This is a genomic window from Corallococcus silvisoli (assembly GCF_009909145.1).
Classification (GTDB): domain Bacteria; phylum Myxococcota; class Myxococcia; order Myxococcales; family Myxococcaceae; genus Corallococcus; species Corallococcus silvisoli.
Genome location: NZ_JAAAPJ010000014.1, coordinates 291,698 through 312,190 on the forward strand (window position 1 = coordinate 291,698; position 20,493 = coordinate 312,190).

Below are 20,493 nucleotides of genomic sequence, written 5' to 3' on the forward strand. Positions count from 1 at the left end.
GCCATCCCCGGAAGCCCGGGTTGAAACCATCCGAATAACAGTTTCAGGGGGGCGTGGCCGTGCAGGGAAACCCGTCGCACCCCTGCACATACAGCGCTCGCCCCGAGAGCCGCCGGGCAGGCGCGCGCGTCCGTGCGGGCAGCGGCTCACGGGTCCCCGTGCGGACCTCGACGCGCAGCGCGGCCGGCGACGGAGACTCCGGGGAAGCGGACGCGCCGCAGGCCAGCAGGACCTGATCCTCGGCGTCCAGCCACCACAGGAACTCCACGGCGCAGGGGGCCTCCGCGCGGACGAGCTCCAGGGTGCGGGCGTCGTAGATGATGAAGCCTCCACCCCACTCCACCGCCGCCAGCACGCCACCGGGTCCCACGGAGAGCCGACCTCCAGGCCCCGGCACCTGCGCCTGCCCCAGCACCTTGCCGTCCGGTGCCACGGAGATCAGCTGCCCGGTGGCATCGAGCGCGACGACGCCACCCGCGTGACCGATGAGCCATTCGGGCGGAGCGATGTCGCCCACCGTCTGGAGCACGCCGTCCTGCTCCCGCAGCAGGTGACCTCCCGCGGCGACCCAGAGGTGGCGGTCTCCGTCGAAGGCGAGCGCGGTGACGCCGGGGACGTCCAGCCGCGCGTGCGTGCCGTCCTCGCCGCAGACGGCGACGACGCGAGGGCCGAACACCGCCGCCCGCGACGCATCCGGCGCCACGGCCCAGCCCAGCCGCGTGACCCCGGCCAACCGCCGTGAGAGGCAGTCGTTGAGCGAGCCCAGGTGTGCGTCACCCGAGGGTGAGGCGATGAGGTACGGCAGGCTGGTGGTGGCGACGTAGAGGAGCAGGCCCAGGCCCGCGGCGATGACGAGCGTGAGCGGCCAGACGCGGGCGACCGCGCTTCGCGTGAGCCACGCGCGCTTCCGGCCCGCCAGCAGCAGCCCTTCCCGTCCGACCACGCACGCTCCCTTCTGAAGCGGAGGACAGCACAGAACCGGCGCGAAGGCTCCCCGCCGCGTGGAGGAGGCCCGTCCGCTGGACAGCACCCGACACCGGCCGCCCTGGCCCGGGGCCTGCAATCCGGGGAGGGCATGCCATTCCCAGCTCGATTCCGCCGCCGGGTGCGGCACCGGGGCCTCGGAGTGTGCGGGCTGGGCCTCGAGCGCGAGCGTGCAATCCCTGCCATGCGCGCTTCGGCCCACGGGCGTCCCTCCAGGCTATCGGTTGTGCGCCGTGGGTTGCCCTGTCGGGTGAAGCCCACACCTTTACGCCTCTAGGGATTCAAGAGACGGGAAAGGACCTCCAGACATGCGACGCTCCATCACCGCGGCGGCATTGGCTTTCAGCTTTCTGCTCTCCACCAGCACGTTCGCCCAACAGGCGGGCGGCGGGTCGAGCGCTGGGACGACGTCCGGCTCCACGGGCAGCTCGTCGGGGACGACCACCACCGGTCAGACAGGCAGCACGGGCACCACCGGTACGGGCTCCACGGGCACTGAGACAGGCAACACCGCGACCGGCACGGGCGGCTCCGGCACCGGCGTGAACACGACTCCGGGCACCACGGGCACGGGCACCACGGGCACGGGCACCACCGGCATCGGCGGCTCCGACACCAGCGGCGTCGACACGGGCTTGCCGCCGAGCACTGGCTCCAGCTCGAGCACCTCCTCCGGCACGGGTACGTCCACGCCGCCGGCCTCGGGGAGCAGCACGGGTACCTACGGCGGCTCGGGCACCAGCAACGGCACCAGCACCGGGACCACCGGGACCTACGGCGGCTCGGGCTCCAGCACCACGGGCAACACGGGCACCAACGGCAGCACCGGCACCTACGGCGGCACGGGCACCGGCACCACCGGCTCCACCGAGCCCGGCACGGAGGGCAGCGGCTCGACCAACGTCAACCCGGGTGGCACCGGTACGGGAGGCACCGGCACCAGCGGCGTCGGGGGCTCGGGCACCGGCGGCTCCAGCGGCACCGTGGGTGGCACCAACAGCAACGACACCAATGGGTCATCGACTGGCACCACCGGCGGTCAGTAGGACCTGAACGCGTTCCGCCTGCCTCCGCTTGAAGGGGCAGGCGGAACCCGTCACCTCCATCACGTCGCGCGCTTGCTCACCGCACCGCGGGCAAACATCCTCGCGAGCCACGCGTCGCGCGTCGCGAGGCAGGCCCGCGCCACGTCGGATTGTGGGGCGATGTCATAGAAGCCGTGGAAGGCTCCGCCCCAGACGTGCAGCTCGCACTCGCCCCCTGCCGCCAGGATTCCGCGCGCGTATGCGACGGCTTCATCTCGAAACGTCTCCGCCGCGCCGACGTCGATGAAGGTCGGTGGCAGCCCCCGGAGCTCCGTTGCTCGCGCGGGCGCCGAATACGGAGACACGTCAGGTCCCCCGCAGCGGTCCCCCAGCACCGCCCGCCATGCGGTCACGTTGCTGGTGCGGTCCCAGATGCCGACGCCGTCGTACCGATGGGCGGACTCGGTCTCATCGCGGTCGTCCAGCATCGGGCACTGAAGGAGCTGGCCCAGCAGCCGAGGGCCGTTCCGATCCCGGGCCAGCAGGGTGGTCCCCGCCGCGAGGCCGCCACCGCCGCTCCCGCCGAAGATCACGAGCTGGTTCGGATCAAACCGCAGCAGGTCGGCGTGCGCCGCCATCCACACCAGCCCCGCGTAACAGTCCTCCACCAGGGTGGGCGCCGGATGCTCGGGCGCCAACCGGTATTCGACCGTCACGCAGACCGCGTCATGACGAAGCGCCCAATCCACGAGCGGCTTCGCCCCCGCGAAGCGGGTCCCCATCACCATCCCGCCGCCATGGATGTGATAGATCGCGGGACCTGGAACCGTGTGGTCTCTTCGGGCAATGACCGAGACGACGATCTCGGCGCCCTGATACCCGGGGATGCTGTAATCCATACAGCGGACCTCCGCATCTCCGATCAGGTCCTCCCGGGTGACGCGGCTCAACCCGCGGAAGTGCTCGAGCTGCTCCAGCGTCATCTTCAGGGGAACAAATCCCGCCAGCGAGGGCAGGAGGGCGGCCAGCTGGGGATCGAAGTCGGGCGATGCGTTCGGGCGATTCATGGGAGTTCCTGGGTGTGGGTTCACGCCGAGTGCCGTGCCCCGACCGGGAAGTGGGCCCGGGCGGGGCTGACTGGCTCGCGTCACCCGTCCTTAGCTCACCCCGGCGCATCCAGGCAGGCCATCGCGCGGCCCACGTACTCCATCAGCTTGGGGTCGCGGCCCTGGCGCTCCGCCAGCTGGGGCTCCTGCTGGTGCATCGTCTCGAGCGACTTCGCGATGCCGGGGTTGCCGCCCGTGAAGGCGCGGACCAGCTCGCGCCAGCGCGTGGCCAGCGCCTGCACTGTTTCGGACGCGGGGTCCGTGCCCCGCTCCATCTCCTCGCGCATGCGGGCGATGAGGCGGGGCCACTCGGCCTCCACCTCCTGGATGGCGTCGTCGCCCATCCGCTGGCGGCGGGCCTCCAACTCCTTCAACTGCTCCGGGGTGTAATACTTCTCGAACATGGTCATGGCCTCGATGGTCTGAAGGAAGGCGTCGGCGGAGACGGGCTCCGCCGCGCGCAGCTGTCGTGCGATGGCATCCAGGCGGTCGCAGAGCTGGCGCTGCTCCGCCAGCTGCTCCCGGGCCCGCTGGAGCCGCAGCTCCACCACGCGCAGGGCGGAGAAGTCCGCCCGGCCCAGCGTCCCGGCGATCTCCTCCAGCGAGAACCCGAGCTGCTTGAGCGACAGGATGTGACTCAGGCGGGCGATGTCCGCCGCCGTGTAGAGCCGGTGCCCCGACGCCGTGTGCGCCGAGGGTTTGAGCAAGCCAATCTCGTCGTAGTGGTGCAGCGCTCGGACGGACAGCCCCGTGCGCCGGGCCAGCTCCCCCACCTTCAGTTCCGTGTGCTGCATGCCTCACCCCTCTCCAGCCACCGTCGTTCGCGTGACTGGATGTGATGGGTACAACCTCACGTCGCGTGAGGTTCAAGGGGGAAAAAGCAGGGGGCGTCCACGGGGGTCGCCAACCGTCGACTGGAGTTGATAGGGTCCCGGACCGGTCCGGCGATGAACGCCGGGGTCCGCGCCCCTCCAGGAGGTCGTCCAGATGAACCCGCCCCTTGTCGCCGTCGCGGTCCTGTCCGCCCCTCGGGCGCTCCTCCGCTGAAGCCGGTCGCGGTCGCATCCTTCCGTCGCAGCGCGAGCCCCGTTTCCTTCCGCCCGGCGCCCCCGGAGTCTTCTTCCGGCCACGCCCCAGGCACCGCTCTGCCCGGAGTTCCTTCCGTGTCACTTGAAACCCTCGGCTGGGGTCCCGATTTCGACCTCGCGTTGTCCCAATCGCAGCCGTCCTCCACTCCCTCTCTCGTCCCCGGGCGCGTCGTGCGCCAGCAGCGGGGACTGCTCACCGTCCAGACGCAGGGCGCCGCCTTCCTCGCCCGCGCCGCAGGACGCCTCCGGCATCAGGCCGTGGACGCGGAGGCCCTGCCCACCGTGGGCGACTGGGTCCTCTTGCAGCCGCCCGCGTCCGGTGACGGCGAAGCGCTGATGCACGTCGTGCTGCCCCGTCGCAGCGTCCTGAAGCGGCGCGAGGCCGGCAGCGAGCACGACGGCCAGCTCATCGCCGCCAACGTGGACGTGGTGTTCCTCGTGGTGGGGCTGGACGGCAACTTCAACGCGCGCCGCATCGAGCGCGCCCTCACCGTGGCCTGGAACAGCGGCGCCACGCCCGTCGTCATCCTGAGCAAGGCGGACCTCGCCAGCGACGCGGACGAGCGCGTCCGGGAGGTGGAGGCCCTGGCCCCCGGCGTGGACGTGCTCGCGGTGAGCGCGAGGACGGGCCTGGGCGTCGAGGCGGTGCGCGCGCGGATTCCGGCCGCGAAGACGGGCGTGCTGCTGGGCTCGTCGGGCGTGGGCAAGTCCACGCTCGCCAACCGGCTGCTGGACGCCGCGCGGCTCGTCACCCAGCCCGTGCGGCCCGAGGACGACAAGGGCCGCCACACCACCACGCACCGCGAGCTGTTCGTGCTGGAGCACGGCGGGCTCATCATCGACGGGCCCGGCATGCGGGAGCTGGGCCTGTTGGGCGGAGAGGACGAGGGCCTGGCGAGCGCCTTCGCGGACCTCTTCACCCTGGCGGAGGGCTGCCGCTTCAACGACTGCGGCCACCAGGCTGAGCCGGGCTGCGCGGTGATGGCGGCGGTCCAGGCCGGGACGCTCTCCGAGGAGCGGCGCGCGAGCTTCGCGAAGCTCCAGCGCGAGCAGGCCTTCCAGCACCGTCAGGCGGACGCCAACGCGCAGCGCCAGCACAAGCGCATGCAGCGCACCCAGTCGAACGCTGGGTGGGCCCGCACACGCGCGAAGCGCCGCGGCGAATAGACAGACGCGCCCCCGTCCGCGCCGCGGCCGGGAGGCGTCAGAGGCCGGGATTCGTGTCCGGCACCGCGCCAGACGGAGGGAGCGGCGGCGGGGTCGGCGTCCCGGGCCCCGCCGGAGCGCCCTCCTCCGGGCCGGCTTCCTCATCCGGCACGCGGGCCGGCGACCCGTCACGCCGGCCCGCTCCGTGCGGCATGAAGGACGTCGCGCCGTCCGCGACACAGGCATACGCCACCGAGCGCGAGCCCGCCGCGAGGCCGGTGATCAGCCCGCCCGCCGCCGCGCAGTTGCCGCGCTGCTCGTCCGTCCGGTTGCCGCCAGCGCACACCGCCGCGCCCACCAGCGTGCCGGCGACGATGAGGCCCGCCTGGATGAAGAAGTCGGCGGCCGTCGTCCGGCTCTGCGCCCACGCCACGCCGTTCTCGCACTCGCTGCCGGGGGCCTTCGTCAAGGGCACCAGCCCCGCCACCGTGAACCACTGCCGCTCCTGGTGGACCGTGGGCTCCGGCCTCAGGTTCGTGACGATGCTCGTCCGATAGCAGCCCGTCTGCCCCAGCAGCAGCGCCGCCATCGACGCCGCGACCCCGTGTGCCTTTCGCATGACCACCCCATCCCGATGAATGGCCGCGTGGATTCCGGCCCTGCCCCGTGCCTAGCCCGAAGGCGGGGGTCGCAGGAAGGGGGCGCGCCCGCTTCAGCGACGGCGCTTCGCGCTCACGGGCAAGGCCCCCAGCGCCGTCTCCACCATGCCGCGCAGCGTGGGCTCGTCCATGCCCGCCTTGCCCACGGCCTCCAGGCCCCGGAACACCGCGAGCAGCATCGCCCCCCACTTCCGAGGGTCCACCTGGGGCGCCACGTCCCCGTGCGCCTGGGCCTGCTCCAGGCAGCGCACGAACGTGGCCTCCAGCCCCTGGAAGGTCTTCAGCGCCCGCTCCGCCACGGCCCCGTCCCGCGCCGCCAGCTCCGCGGTCCCCCGCGCCAGCAGGCACCCGCGCCGGTTCGCCTGCGCCGCCGACGCGGTGGCCGCGCCCAGCAGGTACTGGCGCAGCCGCTCCAGGGCCCCGGCGTCCGGGCCCTCCAGCGCCTTCTTCACCGACTCCACCGAGTTCACGCAGTACGCGTCGAAGACCTTCAAGAAGAGCTGATGCTTGTCGCCAAAGGCCCCGTAGAGGCTGCCCTTGCCCAACCCCGTGGCCTGCATCAAGTCATCCATGGAGGTCGCCGCGTAACCCTTGCTCCAGAACTGCTCGCGCACCGCGCGCAGCACCTGGGCTTCATCGAATGTTCGGGGCCGAGCCATGGAGCGAAATTAAAAGTTATTGACCGCCCGGTCCACCATTCTTAGATATGGACCATCAAGTCCATAACACCTCGCTGGAGCGGGGAGCGGATGGGCAGGCGCATCGCGGGACCCACGGCGTTCACGGGGACAAGGAGCAGGACCATGGGCAGGCTCGACGGGAAGGTGATTGTCGTCACGGGTGGAACCACGGGCATCGGCTTCGCCTCCGCGAAGCGCTTCGCGCAGGAAGGGGCGAAGGTGTTCCTCACCGGCCGCCGGCAGGCGGAGGTGGACCGGGCGGTGAAGGAGCTCGGGCACGGCGCGGTGGGCTTCCGCGGGGACGTGTCCGTGATGGCGGACCTGGACGGGCTCTACGCGCGGGTGAAGGAGGAGGCGGGGCACCTCGACGTCGTGTTCGCCAACGCGGGCCTGGGTGAGTTCGCGCCGCTGGGCGCCATCACGGAGGCGCACTTCGACCAGACCTTCAACGTCAACGTGAAGGGCACGCTGTTCACGGTGCAGAAGGCCCTGCCGCTCCTGAAGGATGGGGGCTCGGTCATCCTGACGGGCTCCACCGCGGGCTCGGACGGCTCGGCGGCCTTCAGCGTCTACGCCGCGACCAAGGCCGCCATCCGCTCGTTCGCGCGCACCTGGGCCACGGACTTGAAGGCGCGCCGCATCCGGGTGAACACGCTCAGCCCGGGCCCCATCGACACGCCGGGACTCAACGGGTTGGCGCCCGACGCGGCGGGGGCGAAGCAGCTCAAGGAGTACCTGACGGGCCTCATCCCCCTGGGGCGCATGGGGCAGCCGGACGAGGTGGCGAAGGTGGCGGTGTTCCTCGCCTCGGAGGATAGCAGCTTCGTCAACGGCGCGGAGCTGTTCGTGGACGGCGGCGCCGGGCAGGTCTGAGGCCCGCGCCAGGAGGGCTTCAGCCCTCCTTGTCGCCGTCCGGGGTGGACGCGGCCAGCTTGCGCAGCCTCGCGGCGAAGGGGCTCTCGCCGTTCACGGGCAGGGGGCCGCCGGCCATGCGCTGGCGGCGGTCCATGGCGAGGGGGCCCTCCGGAGGGCCTTCCAGGGCTTCCTTCTCGAAGCGATCCTGTCCGCTCAGCACGCGCCCCACGGGGCGGGACGAACCGACACGGCGAAAGGGATCCACGGACATGGCGTGACCTCCGGATGACGGCCCTGTTCTACCGCGCTTCGCCCCCGGGTGCATCCCACCCCTGGGGGGCCTCCAGCGCCTCGCCGATATGGCGGAGCACCCGGGCGGCCAGGTCCACGTCGATGACGCGCGCGTCCCACGTGCAGGTGAGCGTCAGGACCTTGCCGGGGACCAGTCCGCCGGCCTCCACGACGGGCACGTCCCGCACGCGCCCGGGGGCCAGGAGCAGCGGCACGCGGGTGTAGGGCACCATCGCCACGAAGCCCTGCTCCAGCCCCAGCGAGCCCAGGTTCGTCACCGCCACGGAGCCGAACGGGTCGAACGGCATGCCCACCCGGCGCAGGTCCACGTTCAGCCCGTACCAGACGAAGGACAGCAGCCGCAGCGCGGAGCCCATCAGCCAGCCGGGGAGCCGCGACGAGCGGCGCTTGCCCCGTTCGATCTCCACGTCCGCGCGGGCGCGGACCCGGGACACCCTCGACTCCAGCGCGTCCGCCAGGGCCTCCAGCGGCATCGCGTCCGCGCGGTGCACGGTGGCGGTGGTCAGGTCCACCCGCGACGCGCCCGTCGCCGGCTGCACCACCAGCACGCAGACGCCCACGTCCTCGCGCAGCCAGGGCCGCTGGCCGCGCAGCACGACGTTGGCCTCCGGGTAGCGGCGCAGCGCGTCCGCCGCGGCCTTCGCCACCAGGTGCGTCACCGTCAGCCGGCGGCCCGTGCGCGTGCGGTGCGAGGCCATGAACGCGAGCGCCGGCTCCATGCGGACGTCCAGCGACGCATAGGCGGTGGGGTCGCGAGGCGAGCGCCACGTGCCCAGCGCGAGCTTGCGGAAGGCACTGGCCGGGGGCGCGGGATGGAGGTCCAGGTTCACGGGTGGTCCAAGCCTTCGCACGCGGGCGGACACGGCGCAACCCGGGGACGCTGCGCCCGGGGGGCGGCCCCTGTTAGACACCCGGGCGCCGGTTCCTTCCCTCCCGCGCTTCGAGGCACACCCCCATGAGCACCCTCGCCCTGGTCCTGTCCCTGGCCCTCCAGGCCGCGCCCCCCGCGAAGCCCCCTCCCAAGCCCGCCGCCCCCGCGGCGCAGAAGAAGGCCGCTGAAGCGAAACCCCAGACGGCGGCGCCCGAGGACGTCGCGGCCTCCACCCAGGCGTGGCACGCCGAGCGGCTCCAGCGGCTGACGGCGGAGGAGGGCTGGCTGACGCTGGTGGGGCTCACCTGGCTGAAGGAGGGCGAGCAGACGGCGGGCTCCGCGCCCGGCAGCGCCGTGCCGCTGCCCGCGCCGGTGGCGGCCCACGCGGGCACGTTCGTCCGTCAAGGAGACACCGTGAGCTTCAAGCCCGCCGACGGCGCCGCCTTCACGCGCGAGGGCCAGCCCTTCACGGGGGGCGTGCTGAAGACAGACGAGAAGGGCGACCCGGATGTGCTGCGCTCGGGCACCGTGAGCTTCCAGGTCATCCGCCGCGGAGACCGGCTGGGCGTACGGGTGAAGGACTCGCAGGCCCCGGCGCGCAAGCAGTTCCACGGCATCCCGCTGTACACGCCCGACGCGGCGTGGCGGGTGGAGGCCCGGCTGGTGCCGAACGGCGAGGCGCGCACCCTCAGCGTGCCCACGGTGCTGGGCACCCAGGAGCAGATGCCGTCCCCCGGCGCGCTCGTCTTCACGGTGGCGGGCAAGGAGTACCGCCTGCTGCCGGTGCGGGAGGAGGGCTCGGACGAGCTGTTCATCATCTTCGGCGACGAGACGAACCGCGACGCCACCTACGGCGCGGGCCGCTTCCTCTCCGCGCCGCTGCCGGACCCGAGCGGACGCGTCGTGCTGGACTTCAACCGCGCCTACAATCCGCCGTGCGCCTTCTCGCGCTTCGCCACCTGCCCGCTGCCCCCGCGTGGCAACCGGCTGGCCCTGCGCGTGGAGGCCGGTGAGCAGCGCGCGGGAGACCACTGACACCCCCCCGGAACGCCACCGCCCGCTCCCCTGCTGGAGGGAAGCGGGCGGCGCGACGGCGTCCAGGGCCGGGCGCGGACCTCAGAGCTGGATGGTCTTCTCCAGCTCCGCGAGCCGGAAGCGCGCCATGGCCAGGTTCGCGCTCACGCGGTACAGCGCGATGTAGAGGAACAGGCCCTCGCGCGTCGCGAGCGGACGGATGATGTGGTACTGCTCGCCCAGGGTGATGAGGATGTCCTCGATGCGGTCCTTGATGCCCAGGGCCTTCATCGTCTTCATCTTGGCGCGCACCACCTCCGTGTTGCCCGCGGCCGCCGCCTCGATGTTGAACCCCGCGGCCCCCACGCTGCCCAGCGTCATCCCGCTGCTGGCGTCCGCCAGACAGACCGCGAACGCACCGTCGATCTTCAGAGCTTCTTCCAGGGCCTGCTTCACGTTCGCCATTGCTTCACTTTCCGGGAGGAGTGGAGGAATCGGAGTGGACTGCGACTGCGGGACCGCGGCTTGCGGCGCGGGTGTGGCGGAAGTCAGTTCGTCCAGGTCGAACGTCAGCTGGCTGGAGTAGGAGCGCGGCTGCGGCACGAAGAGGGCCTGCGCCTCCGTCAGCGCCAGCAGCGCGTCCAGCTGCGTCCCCAGGTGCCGGCACAGCAGGTCGCGCAGCGCGTCCCGGGCCACCAGGCCCCACGCCACCAGCGTCTCGCAGAAGTTGCCGCCGCTCTTGCGGCACTCCGCCATCACCTGCTCGACGTCTTCCCGGCTCACCAGCCGCGCGTCGATGAGCGCCGTGGAGAAGCTGCGCGCGCCGGGCCCCGAGAGCACCGTCCACGCCACCTTGCGCTCCACCACGAAGATGCGCCCGGACACCGTGGTGGACTTCACCACCACCTCTCCGCCCAGCTTGCTCTCCAGGGCCTCGTTGAGCACCGCCCGGACAACCTGACGGGGCTGGGACATGGCGGTTCGGGGGGCCGGATTCATGAAGGGGTCCGCCGGGACCGCCGGGTTCGGCACGGTCCCTTCTGGGTCGCAGTGGCCTCGAAGAATAAACAACAACACTGAATAATAGCAACTCAGTTGCAAAATTCAGGGATAAATTGACTCTCCTGGGGTTGGAGAAACCCACTAAAGACGCATCGCCGCCTGCTGTGCAAGGGTAAGAGCATCAGAACAATTCCATACGAATGAAAATATTTAGGATGACAGGGGACGCGCTGCCCCTTCACCCCCCTACCCGCTGGGGAGGGGAGGGCGAGGTGGGAGGCCGCGCCTGAAGGGAGAAAGCCCTCGGAGCGCGCGGGGCGCCCCGAGGGCCTGGCGGCGGCCGGAAGGTGCCTCTTGCTCAGTGCACGGGCGGGGCGCGATCCGCGGTGGCTTCGGGAGCCAGGGGCGACTCCAGGCGGGGGGCGATGCCGTCCTTCAGCTGGCGCAGGAGCGCGGCGGTGAAGGCCTGCAGGTCATCTGGCTTGCGCGCGGTGATGATGTTGCCGTCCTCCACCACCTCGCGGTCCACCCAACGCGCGCCCGCGTTGATGAGGTCCGTCTTGATGGAGGGGAACGAGGTGACGGTGCGCTCGTCCGCGATGTCCGCCTCCACCAGCATCCACGGCGCGTGGCACACGGCGGCGATGATCTTGTCCGCCTTGAAGAAGTCGCGCACGAAGCCGACCATTCCAATGTTCATGCGCAGGTGGTCCGGCGAGTAGCCGCCGGGAATCACCAGCGCGGCGAAGTCCGCGGCCTTCACGTCCTTCACGGCCTTCTCCGTGCGCAGCTCCGCGCCGCGCTTGCCCTTGAGGGTCTTGCCTGCCTCCACGCCGATGACGACGGGCTCGTGGCCCGCCTGCCTCACCTTGTCGAAGGGGACCTGGAACTCGGAGTCCTCGAAGTCATTGGCCACGATGAATGCGATGCGCGCCATGGAACGGCCTCCCGCTGGGCATGGATGGTGGTGAACCCGCCCGAGCAAGGTGCCCACGACGGGGGCCGGGACAACGCCATCCAGGACCGCATCCCCCGCGCGGACATGCCCGCCTGCCCCCCTTCCAGGTCGGTGGCCCGCGTTCACCAACGCTAGATTGCGGCCATGCGCTCCCACCGCCTGCTCCTGTCCGCCCTCGTGGCGCTCACCGCCTCCGCCACCGCCTGCCGCAAGAGCCAGGCGCAGGGGACGGCCTCCTCCGCGGACTGCCTCCTGGTGGAGGACGGCTGGGGGCAGGACGGCGCCGTGCCGCTCACCGTGGACGTGGTGGCCGAGGGGCTGGAGGTCCCCTGGGGCGTGGCCTTCCTCCCGGACGGCGACGCGCTCATCACCGAGCGGCCGGGCCGCGTGCGCCTCTTGCGCGGGGGCCAGCTGCGGGCGAAGCCCGTGGCCACGCTGCCCATCGCGAGCAGCAGCGAGGGCGGCCTGCTGGGCATCGCCGCGCACCCGGACTTCGCGACGAACCGCCAGTTCTACCTGTACGTCACCACCGACGTGGACGGGAAGGCGCAGAACCGGGTGGAGCGCTGGACGCTGGGCGCGGAGGGCACGGGCGCGGCCTTCGAGCGCGTCATCCACGGCGGCATCCCGTCCGCGACGTACCACGACGGCGGCCGGCTGCGCTTCGGGCCGGACGGCATGCTCTACGTGGGCACGGGCGACGCGCGCGACCCGGACCTGTCCCAGGACCCGGCGAGCCCCGCGGGCAAGCTCCTGCGCCTGACGCCCGACGGCGCGGTGCCCCAGGACAACCCCTCTCCCTCTTCGCCCGCGTTCCTGTCGGGCCTCCGCAACACGCAAGGCTTTGACTGGAAGGACGCCACCACGCTGTATGTCACCGACCACGGGCCCAGCGGTGAGACGCTGCGCCGCGCGCACGACGAGGTGAACGTGGCGAAGGCGGGCGACAACCTGGGCTGGCCCGGCATCTATTCGTGCGAGACGCAGGAGGGCCGCGTCACCCCGTCGCTCACCTTCGGCGACGCCATGCCCCCGGGCGGCGCGGCCGTCTACACCGGCACCGCGATTCCGGAGTGGAGGGGCTCACTGCTGGTGGGCACGCTGAAGTCCCGGCACCTGCACCGGGTGGAGTTCGACGCGCGGGCGCCCCACCGCGTGGCGCGGCACGAGGTGTACCTGCGCGACACCTACGGCCGCCTGCGCGACGTGCTGATGGGCCCCGACGGCCACCTGTACGTCACCACCAGCAACTGCGACGGCCGGGGCGACTGCGGCGCGCGCAAGGACCTGCTGCTGCGCATCCGGCGCTGACGCGCGCCTCAGTTCACGCTCTCCGCGCTGTAGCGGGCCAGCAGGCCCGTGCGCACCGCGTAGCGGTAGACGCGGTGGAAGACCCAGCCCGCCAGCACGATGTCCAGCACCGCGAGCGCGAAGCCCCACCCCAGCAGGGCGCCGGAGAACTCGCCTCCGGCCACCAGCGTGCGCACGCCCTCGAAGACGTAGGAGGGCGGCAGCGCGCGGGACACCCACTGCATCCACTCCGGCAGCGTGGACAGCGGGTAGAAGACGCCCACGAACGGCGACAGCAGGCTGGGGATGGGCCAGACGAACCACTCCGACGCCGGGCCCAGCCGCAAGACCATCGCGCTGCCGAGGATGCCCAGCGCGATGCCGAAGAGGAACAGCACCAGCACGAAGGGGATGAACAGCGCGCCGTAGGCCGCGAAGGACAGGCCGAACACCGCGGTGGACAGCACCAGCATGACGACCAGGCCGATGGCGCTGGTCGCGATGCTGGTCAGCACCAGGCCGCACACGTACTCCGGCAGCGTGAGCGGCGTGGCGAAGATGTTGAGGAAGTTGCGCGACCAGACGTCCTCGAAGAAGCCCGTGGTGAGCCCCTGCATCACGCGCGCGAAGAAGTCCCAGAGCAGCACCGCGCCCAGCAGGGCCGGCACGAAGTTGTAGCCGGCGTTCGTCACGCTGTTGAGGTAGCGGGTCATGAACCCCCACAGCACCATGTCCACGGCCACCCAGGCGAACAGCGGCACGAGGCGCGCGAAGTTGCCCCGGTAGAGGTAGTACTGGCGCACCGCGACGCCCGCGACGTGACTGGGGTTCATGGGGCTTCGTGCCTTTCCAGCGCCACGGGCTCGTGGGCCACGGCGATGAACAGCTCCTCCAGCGTCGCCTTGCCGTGCTCGCGGGGCAGCGTCTTCGGGTCGCCCTGGAGCAGCACCCGGCCGTGCGCCAGGAAGAGGACGCGGTCGCAGACGGCCTCGACCTCGTACATGTTGTGGGACGTCCACAGGACGCTGCTGTTCCCCTTCGCGGCGAAGGAGCGGATGCGGGTGCGGATGTCCGCCGCCGTGGCCGGATCCAACGACGCCGTGGGCTCATCCAGCAGCAGCAGGCGCGGCTCGTTGAGCATGGCCTTGGCCAGGGACACGCGCGTCTGCTCACCGGAGGACAGCACGCCGCACTTGGTGTCGCGGAAGTGCTGGAGGTCGTACTCCTCCAGCAGGACCTCGATGCGCGCGGACAGGCCCTTCACGCCGTAGATGAGGCCGAAGACGCGCAGGTTCTGCGCCACGGTGAGGTTGCCGGGCAGGGGCGAGTAGACGGCGGCGAAGTTGGTGCGCGCCAGGGCCTGCACGCGGCGCGACGCCAGGTCCGTGCCCTCGATGAGGATGGTGCCGGAGGTCGGCGCGAGCACGCCCAGCAACATGCTGATGGTGGTGCTCTTGCCCGCGCCGTTGGGCCCGAGCAGGCCCACGATTTCATTGCGGCCCACGTCGAAGGAGATGCCGTCCACCGCCACGCGGTCGCCGTACGCCTTGCGCAGCGCCGTGACGGAGAGCACCGGGGTGGAGAGGGAGGAGCCTTTCATCGCGGCCCTGCTGTACCACGCGGGCGCCCTCCCGCCAGGGTGCACCTCCGACGGGGGAGCCCGACGGGCAAGGCCCTGGACATCCCACCGGATGGGATGACGAAAAGGGTACGGTGCCCGTGCACCTGACGCGCGAATCTGGAAAGCTCCGCGCCCTCCCCTGGCACCCACGGAGTCTACGTGCTGTTGGAAGTGCCCATCCTCATCGGACTGATGGTGGCGGCCATCGCGCTTGCCATCGCCGCCAAGCGGGCCAGCGTGCCGTACAACGTCGCGCTGGTGCTTGGTGGCTTGCTCATCTCGGTCGCACACCTGCTGCCTGGGGTTCCACCGCTCAATCCCCAGCTCGTGTTCCTCATCTGCCTCCCCCTGCTGCTCTTCGAGGGCGGCATCACCGCGGACCTCAATGGCATCCGCGCCAACGCCGTCCCCATTGGCTTGCTGTCCACGCTGGGGATGATCCTCGCCATTGGCGCCACCGGCACCGCGCTGCACCTGCTGCTGCACCTGCCCTGGGGCCCCGCGCTGCTCCTGGGGTCCATCCTCGCCGTGACGGACACGGTGTCCATCCTCTACGCCTTCCGCCGCGCGCCGGTGCCAGGGAGGCTGGCGGGCATCATCCAGGGAGAGAGCCTCTTCAACGACGGCACCGCGCTGGTGGCCTACACGGCCATCGCGGCGGTGGTCGCGGGCGGGGCGGCGCCCTCGCTGGGGTCGCTGGGCGGCCACGTGCTGCTCGCGTCGGTGGGCGGCGCGGTGGTGGGGCTGGCGCTGGGCCTCCTGGGCGGGTTCATCATCCGACGCGCGGAGGACCCGCTCGCGGAGATCATGGTGACGACGGCGGTGGCGCTGGCGTCCTACGTGCTGGCGGAAGAGGTGCACCTGTCGGGCGCCATCTCCGCGGTGGTGGCGGGGCTGGCGGTGGGCGTGACGCTGCGGCGCGAGGTCCCGCCGCAGAGCCAGGTGGCCATCCACTCCTTCTGGGAGTACGCCACCTTCGGCGTCAACACGTTCCTCTTCCTCTCCGTGGGCCTGGACACGCGGCCGGAGACGCTCCAGGGGCACCTGCCGGGCGTGGGCATCGCGGTGGTGGCGGTGGTGCTGGGGCGCGCGGTGGCCATCTACCTGCCGTTCCTGTTGCTGAAGCTGTTCAAGCCCGCGGAGACCATCCCGCTGCGGTGGCAGCACGTGTTCCTGGTGGGCAACATCAAGGGCGCGCTGTCCATTGGTCTGGCGCTGGGCCTTCCGGAGTCCACGCCCGCGCGCGAACAGATTGTCGCCATCGCGTTCGGCGTCACGCTGGTGTCCATGGTGGGCCAGGGGTTGATGCTCACGGGCGCGCTCAAGGCGCTGGGCCTGTTCCAGCAGGACGCGGTGGCGCTGGAGATGGCGGGGCAGCGGGGCAAGCTCATCGCCAGCCGCGCGGCGCACGTGGAGCTGGACGCGCTGCACACGCAGGGGCTGTTGCCGCGCGCGGCCTATGAGCACCTGCGCAGCGAGTACCAGGTGAACATCGCGCGGGCGGAGCGGGAGCTGCGGCGCATCAGCGAGCAGCACCTGGCGGAAGGGGCGAAGGACCTGTTGAGCATGCGGCGGCGGCTCATCGACGCGGAGCGCACGGCGCTGCAGGGCGCGCGGCGCAACGGGCTGATTCCGGAGGCGACGGCGGAGGAGATGCTGGCGCACCTGGACGCGCGGATGTTGGACCTGGAGAAGGTGCTGCACGGCGGCCACTCGGCCAAGGACAGCAAGGAGCTCAAGGCGTCATGAAGATCGTCATCGCGGGGGGAGGACGGGTGGGCGGCGCGCTGGCGGCGCGGCTCGTGTCGGAGCAGCACACGGTGACGGTCATCGAGCGCGATGCTGGCATCTGCGCCCGCCTCTTCGAGGAGGTGGGCGTGGTGACGGTGTGCGGGGACGCCACCAACCCGCGCGTGCTGGAGGCGGCGGGCATCGGGACGGCGGACGTGGCGGCGGCGGTGCTCGCGCACGACCCGGCGAACCTCGCCTTCGCCATGCTGGTGCGCTCCATGTCCAGCGCGCGCCTGATGGTGCGGATGCTGGATACAAACTACCGCGACGCGTACCGGCTGGCCGGCGTGAAGGAGCTGGTGGCGGAGGCGGACGTGGTGGTGGCGAAGATGACCACCGCCATCGACTTCCCGCAGGTGTCCGGGTCGCTGCCGCTCACCAGCAGCGACGCGCTCCTGTTCGAGCTGACCATCCCCTCCCGCGCCCGGGTGTCCGGGCAGACGGTGGCGCAGGTGCGCGGCATGGAGGGCTTCCCGCGCGAGTGCATCTTCATCGCGATGGTGGACCCGCAGGGCCACACGGCGATTCCGGAGGGCAACACGCAGCTGCGCGCCGGGTACACGGTCATCCTCGTGGCCCGCCGCGCGCACGTGGCGCAGGCGGTGGAGTTCCTCACGGCGGAGCCGCCGCTGGGCGCGGGGCTGGCGTCCACGCTGGCGCAGACGCTGCGCAAGCTGGACTTCCTGGCGCCCCTGAGTGACGACGAGCTGGAGACGGTGGCGCGAGGCGCGGAGCTGCTCCAGACGCCGGCGGGCACGGAGCTGTTCCGCCAGGGAGACGCGGGCGAGACGTTCTACGTGGTCGTCTCCGGCGAGGTCGCGATGAAGGACGGCGCGCGGCAGACGGTGGCCACGGTGAAGCCGGGGGGCTTCTTCGGGGAGCTGGCCCTGCTCACGGGCGAGCCCCGCAACGCCACCGCCGTCACCAGCACGCCGTGCGAGCTGGCCGCGGTGGGCCGCGACGACTTCCGCGGCGTGATGATGGCCAACCCCGCCGTCGCGCTGGAGATGAGCCGCATCCTGGGCCAGCGCCTGTCGCGGCTGGGCGGCCAGGCCTCTCAACCCAAGCGGCGCGGGCTGTTCGGCCGCTGAGAAGACAGACCCCCACCGGAGGCGCCTCCCCATGACGACGAAGCACACCGCGCTGGTGCTGGGCGCCACCGGCATCATCGGCCGCAACCTCCTCACGCACCTGGACACCCGGCCGGACTGGACGGTGAAGGCCGTGTCGCGCCGCGCGCCGGACTTCCCCACGCGCGCGCAGGCGCGGTCGCTGGACCTCTTGTCGCCGGACTCGCTCGCGGGCGCGGCGGCGTGGCTCCGCGACGTCACCCACGTCTTCTTCGCCGCCTACCAGGAGCACGCGGACCCGGCGGAGCTTGCGCGCATCAACGTGGGCCTGCTGCGCAACACCGTGGAGGCCCTGGAGAAGTACGCGCCGGGCTTCCGCCACGTGTCCTTCATCCAGGGCGGCAAGGCGTACGGCGCGCAGTTCGGCCTCTACAAGACGCCCGCGAAGGAGAGCGACCCGCGCCACTTCCCGCCCAACTTCTACTACGACCAGGAGGACTTCCTGCGCGACGCCTCCCAGGGCCGGCGCTGGAGCTGGACCGCCCTCCGGCCCGACATGATGATGGGCCTCGCCGTGGGCAACCCGATGAACCTGGGCAACCTCATCGGCGTCTATGCCTCGCTGTGCAAGGCCTTGCGCGTGCCGCTGCGCTTCCCCTCCACGCCGCGCGCGTACTCCATCCTGGCCAACGTGACGGACGCCACGGTGCTGGCCAAGGCCCTGGAGTGGTCCGCCCTCGACGAGGCCTGCGCGGGCGAGGTCTTCAACATCACCAACGGCGACGTCTTCCGCTGGAGCCAGGTCTTCCCGCGCATCGCGGACGCGTTCGGCATCGCGTGCGCGGACCCGCAGCCCTTCTCCCTCGCGGAGGCGATGCGGGACAAGGCCCCCGTCTGGGACGCGCTCACCCAACGCCACGGCCTGAAGCCGCATGGCCTGAAGGCCCTGGCCCACTGGGCCTTCGGCGACTTCATCTTCCACGTGGAGAACGACGCGTTCTTCGACGTGAACAAGGCCCGGCGCTTCGGCTTCCAGGAGATGCACCTGGACAGCGCGGACGCCATGGTCGCGCTGATGCGTCAGCTCCAGGCGGAGAAGCTCATCCCCGCTTGAGGCGCCCGCACACCGCGGAGGCCACCAGGAAGCCCTGGCTGAACGCATCCCGGAAGGCGTTGTAGAGCGTCCCCACGCCGGGCACGTTGGCGATCATGTCGCCGAAGCTCCACATCTCCTCGTGCGCGTGGATGAGCGGCAGCACCTCTCCGCCGGCCTCGCCGCGCTGGAGCGTGAAGTCGAACACCAGGAGGGTGCGCAGGGGATAGGTATACAGCCAGGCGAACTGCTTGAGGTTCATCACCCCATCCACGATGGCCCGGCCGCGCTTCCCATCCGGCTCCAGCTGGACGTTGAGCTGGAAGATGTCGAAGTCGAAGCGGAACATGCAGTGGAAGCCCGCCGCGCCCTTCAGGTACGTCCGCTTGCCGCCGCCCTTCTGCCAGGGGTCGACGAACGTGACCTCCTCCGCCAGCAGGGGCAGCAGCTCCGCTTCCAGCACGCGGGCGGGGATGGACGTGTCGTAGAGCAGCCGCGTCACCTCGCGGAAGCGTCCCTCCAGCTGCTCAATCAATGCCTGCTCCGCCTTGCGCATGCGCCCCCCTGCCCGCCTTCGAGCCGTGCCTGAAGGTAGGCACGGGCGCGGGCCGGGGGAAGACGGGGTGCGTCAGCCGCCCAGCTCCGTCAGGAGCTGGGCCGCCTGGTCCTTCACGTCCGAGCCGCCGCCCAGCGACTGGGCCTGCTTCGCGTGGCGGGTGGCCTCCGCCCGGTCGAAGGGCTGGGTGGCCCGCGCCAGGTTCAGGTGCGTGAGCGCGTCCTGGGGGTTCGCGGCCAGCACCCGCTCCAGCAGCACGCGGGCGCGCGCATGGTCCTGGTCCCCCATCAGCAGGCGCACCAGGTCGTTGGTGGGGCCGGGCTCGTTGGGCGCCGCCGCCACGGTCTCCTCCAGGAGCTTGCGGGCCTGCTCGCGCTCGCCCAGCGCCTCGTGGGCCTGCGCCAGCGAGTGGCGGATGTCCCATTCATGCGGCGCGCGCCGCAGGGCCTCCTCGAAGAGGCCCTTCGCCTCCGGCAGCTCCCCGGCCAGCATGCAGGCCAGGCCGTGCAGGTGGACGTAGCGGACCTGCTCGGGATCCAACTGGCGCAGCTCCAGGATGGTGCGCTTCGCCGCGTCCTGGCTGCCGGCCTGGAGGTACAGCCGGAAGAGGTCCTGGAGCACCGCCACCCGCGTGCGGCCCTGCGCGTGCTCCAGCGCCCGGGTGGCCGCCGCGATGGCCGCCCCGAGGGCGCCGTTGGCCGCGTGCGCGCGCGACAGCATCAGGTGCGGCAGGGCTTCCTGGGGGGCCAGCGACGCGGCCTGCTGGAAGTGCGTCGCCGCGGCCACCGGGTCCTTGCGCTGCACCGCGATGCGGCCCAGCTCGAAGTGCGGATAGACGCTGTGCGGGGCCACCACCTGGGCGGCCTCGAAGGCGGCCTTGGCGCCGTCCAGGTCTCCGCGCTCGGCCAGGAGCGTGCCCAGGTTGAAGCGCTCGAAGTAGCCGGCGGTGGGCGCGGCGGCCAGCGCCTTGAGCGTCACCAGCGCCACCGGGTCCCCGGCCTGCGCCTTGAGCATGGCCAGGTGGGCCTGGGCCTCCGTGTTGTCCGGCTGCACCTGCAACAGGCGCGTCACGGCCCCTTCGGCCTCCTTCGCCGCGCCGGTGCTCAGGTGGGTGCGCACCAGGCCCATCAGACAGTCCACGTCCTTCGGGTCGATGGAGAGGCCCTTCTGGAAGCTCTTCACCGCCTCCGCGGGCTGGCCCTGCTGAAGCAACTGCCCACCCTCTTGCGCGTACCTGGATGCCATGTCCCCCTACCTACCACGAGCCTCCGGAAACCCCGCCTCCCCGCCCGCCCCTAGGCCGTGTCTGATGGATGTGGGAGCGCCGGTTGTTGTCTCCGCAAGGAGGCAAGGCGAGATGATGCGCTACGAG

The 20,493-nt window shown here is 71.5% G+C and carries 21 protein-coding genes; 8 read left to right on the forward strand and 13 right to left on the reverse strand.

The window, feature by feature from the left end; genetic code table 11:
• Nucleotides 1-43 precede the first annotated feature (43 nt).
• On the reverse strand, nt 44-943 hold the full coding sequence (locus GTY96_RS27255; protein ID WP_161666252.1) for a PQQ-binding-like beta-propeller repeat protein: 900 nt from the start codon (nt 941-943) through the stop codon (nt 44-46).
• Between the two features lie 349 nt (nt 944-1,292).
• On the opposite strand from GTY96_RS27255, the gene GTY96_RS27260 reads away from it, so the two are divergent.
• Nucleotides 1,293-2,030, forward strand: a complete 738-nt coding sequence (locus GTY96_RS27260) for a hypothetical protein (protein WP_161666253.1) — start codon at nt 1,293-1,295, stop codon at nt 2,028-2,030.
• Nucleotides 2,031-2,089: 59 nt separating this feature from the next.
• On the opposite strand, the gene GTY96_RS27265 is transcribed toward GTY96_RS27260, so the two are convergent.
• Both GTY96_RS27265 and GTY96_RS27270 read right to left on the reverse strand, forming a co-directional pair.
• Entirely contained in the window at nt 2,090-3,076 is a 987-nt protein-coding gene (locus GTY96_RS27265; protein ID WP_161666254.1) for an alpha/beta hydrolase fold domain-containing protein, read from the reverse strand.
• 95 nt (nt 3,077-3,171) lie between these two features.
• Entirely contained in the window at nt 3,172-3,909 is a 738-nt protein-coding gene (locus GTY96_RS27270) for a MerR family transcriptional regulator (RefSeq protein ID WP_143902947.1), read from the reverse strand.
• Nucleotides 3,910-4,278: 369 nt separating this feature from the next.
• Between GTY96_RS27270 and rsgA the strand changes: the two genes are divergently transcribed.
• Entirely contained in the window at nt 4,279-5,370 is a 1,092-nt protein-coding gene (gene rsgA / locus GTY96_RS27275; RefSeq protein WP_161666255.1) for a ribosome small subunit-dependent GTPase A, read from the forward strand.
• 37 nt (nt 5,371-5,407) lie between these two features.
• Here the strand turns inward: rsgA and GTY96_RS27280 are convergent, their stop codons facing one another.
• Nucleotides 5,408-5,968, reverse strand: a complete 561-nt coding sequence (locus GTY96_RS27280; protein ID WP_143902951.1) for a hypothetical protein — start codon at nt 5,966-5,968, stop codon at nt 5,408-5,410.
• Between the two features lie 93 nt (nt 5,969-6,061).
• Nucleotides 6,062-6,667, reverse strand: coding sequence for a TetR/AcrR family transcriptional regulator (locus GTY96_RS27285; RefSeq protein WP_161666256.1), 606 nt, complete (start codon nt 6,665-6,667; stop codon nt 6,062-6,064).
• Between the two features lie 144 nt (nt 6,668-6,811).
• Between GTY96_RS27285 and GTY96_RS27290 the strand changes: the two genes are divergently transcribed.
• Complete coding sequence (locus GTY96_RS27290) at nt 6,812-7,561, forward strand: SDR family oxidoreductase (RefSeq protein ID WP_161666257.1); 750 nt, start codon at nt 6,812-6,814, stop codon at nt 7,559-7,561.
• A gap of 19 nt (nt 7,562-7,580) precedes the next feature.
• On the opposite strand, the gene GTY96_RS27295 is transcribed toward GTY96_RS27290, so the two are convergent.
• Together GTY96_RS27295 and GTY96_RS27300 are read right to left on the reverse strand one after the other, a co-directional pair.
• On the reverse strand, nt 7,581-7,814 hold the full coding sequence (locus GTY96_RS27295) for a hypothetical protein (RefSeq protein ID WP_143902956.1): 234 nt from the start codon (nt 7,812-7,814) through the stop codon (nt 7,581-7,583).
• A gap of 28 nt (nt 7,815-7,842) precedes the next feature.
• On the reverse strand, nt 7,843-8,685 hold the full coding sequence (locus GTY96_RS27300) for a 2-oxo acid dehydrogenase subunit E2 (RefSeq protein WP_143902958.1): 843 nt from the start codon (nt 8,683-8,685) through the stop codon (nt 7,843-7,845).
• Nucleotides 8,686-8,810: 125 nt separating this feature from the next.
• Between GTY96_RS27300 and GTY96_RS27305 the strand changes: the two genes are divergently transcribed.
• Nucleotides 8,811-9,761: a DUF1684 domain-containing protein gene (locus GTY96_RS27305; RefSeq protein WP_161666258.1), complete on the forward strand. Its 951-nt coding sequence runs from the start codon at nt 8,811-8,813 to the stop codon at nt 9,759-9,761.
• 81 nt (nt 9,762-9,842) lie between these two features.
• Here the strand turns inward: GTY96_RS27305 and GTY96_RS37920 are convergent, their stop codons facing one another.
• Together GTY96_RS37920 and GTY96_RS27315 are read right to left on the reverse strand one after the other, a co-directional pair.
• Entirely contained in the window at nt 9,843-10,715 is an 873-nt protein-coding gene (locus tag GTY96_RS37920) for a hypothetical protein (protein WP_235685895.1), read from the reverse strand.
• A gap of 385 nt (nt 10,716-11,100) precedes the next feature.
• Entirely contained in the window at nt 11,101-11,679 is a 579-nt protein-coding gene (locus GTY96_RS27315) for a type 1 glutamine amidotransferase domain-containing protein (RefSeq protein ID WP_143902963.1), read from the reverse strand.
• A gap of 165 nt (nt 11,680-11,844) precedes the next feature.
• Between GTY96_RS27315 and GTY96_RS27320 the strand changes: the two genes are divergently transcribed.
• Nucleotides 11,845-13,011 (forward strand): PQQ-dependent sugar dehydrogenase, encoded by a 1,167-nt coding sequence (locus tag GTY96_RS27320; RefSeq protein ID WP_161666259.1) that lies wholly within the window; start codon nt 11,845-11,847, stop codon nt 13,009-13,011.
• A gap of 8 nt (nt 13,012-13,019) precedes the next feature.
• On the opposite strand, the gene GTY96_RS27325 is transcribed toward GTY96_RS27320, so the two are convergent.
• Nucleotides 13,020-13,823: an ABC transporter permease gene (locus GTY96_RS27325; RefSeq protein ID WP_143902966.1), complete on the reverse strand. Its 804-nt coding sequence runs from the start codon at nt 13,821-13,823 to the stop codon at nt 13,020-13,022.
• Nucleotides 13,820-14,590 carry an ABC transporter ATP-binding protein gene (locus tag GTY96_RS27330; RefSeq protein ID WP_143902968.1) on the reverse strand — a complete coding sequence of 257 codons (771 nt, stop codon included), beginning with the start codon at nt 14,588-14,590 and terminating at the stop codon, nt 13,820-13,822. The genes GTY96_RS27325 and GTY96_RS27330 overlap by 4 nt, the downstream gene beginning before the upstream one ends.
• A gap of 180 nt (nt 14,591-14,770) precedes the next feature.
• On the opposite strand from GTY96_RS27330, the gene GTY96_RS27335 reads away from it, so the two are divergent.
• From GTY96_RS27335 to GTY96_RS27345, 3 genes are read left to right on the forward strand one after another with little or no spacing between them, the layout of a single operon-like run.
• Nucleotides 14,771-16,360, forward strand: a complete 1,590-nt coding sequence (locus GTY96_RS27335) for a cation:proton antiporter (RefSeq protein WP_143902970.1) — start codon at nt 14,771-14,773, stop codon at nt 16,358-16,360.
• Nucleotides 16,357-17,493 (forward strand): cyclic nucleotide-binding domain-containing protein, encoded by a 1,137-nt coding sequence (locus GTY96_RS27340; protein WP_143902972.1) that lies wholly within the window; start codon nt 16,357-16,359, stop codon nt 17,491-17,493. Before GTY96_RS27335 ends, GTY96_RS27340 begins: the two co-directional genes overlap by 4 nt.
• A 31-nt stretch (nt 17,494-17,524) precedes the next feature.
• Nucleotides 17,525-18,586, forward strand: coding sequence for an SDR family oxidoreductase (locus GTY96_RS27345; protein ID WP_143902974.1), 1,062 nt, complete (start codon nt 17,525-17,527; stop codon nt 18,584-18,586).
• On the opposite strand, the gene GTY96_RS27350 is transcribed toward GTY96_RS27345, so the two are convergent.
• The gene (locus GTY96_RS27350) at nt 18,573-19,121 is read right to left on the reverse strand and encodes a hypothetical protein (protein ID WP_143902976.1); all 549 of its coding nucleotides are present in this window, start codon (nt 19,119-19,121) and stop codon (nt 18,573-18,575) included. The genes GTY96_RS27345 and GTY96_RS27350 overlap by 14 nt on opposite strands.
• Nucleotides 19,122-19,193: 72 nt before the next feature.
• Entirely contained in the window at nt 19,194-20,366 is a 1,173-nt protein-coding gene (locus tag GTY96_RS27355) for a tetratricopeptide repeat protein (RefSeq protein ID WP_161666260.1), read from the reverse strand.
• Between the last annotated feature and the right edge of the window lie 127 nt (nt 20,367-20,493).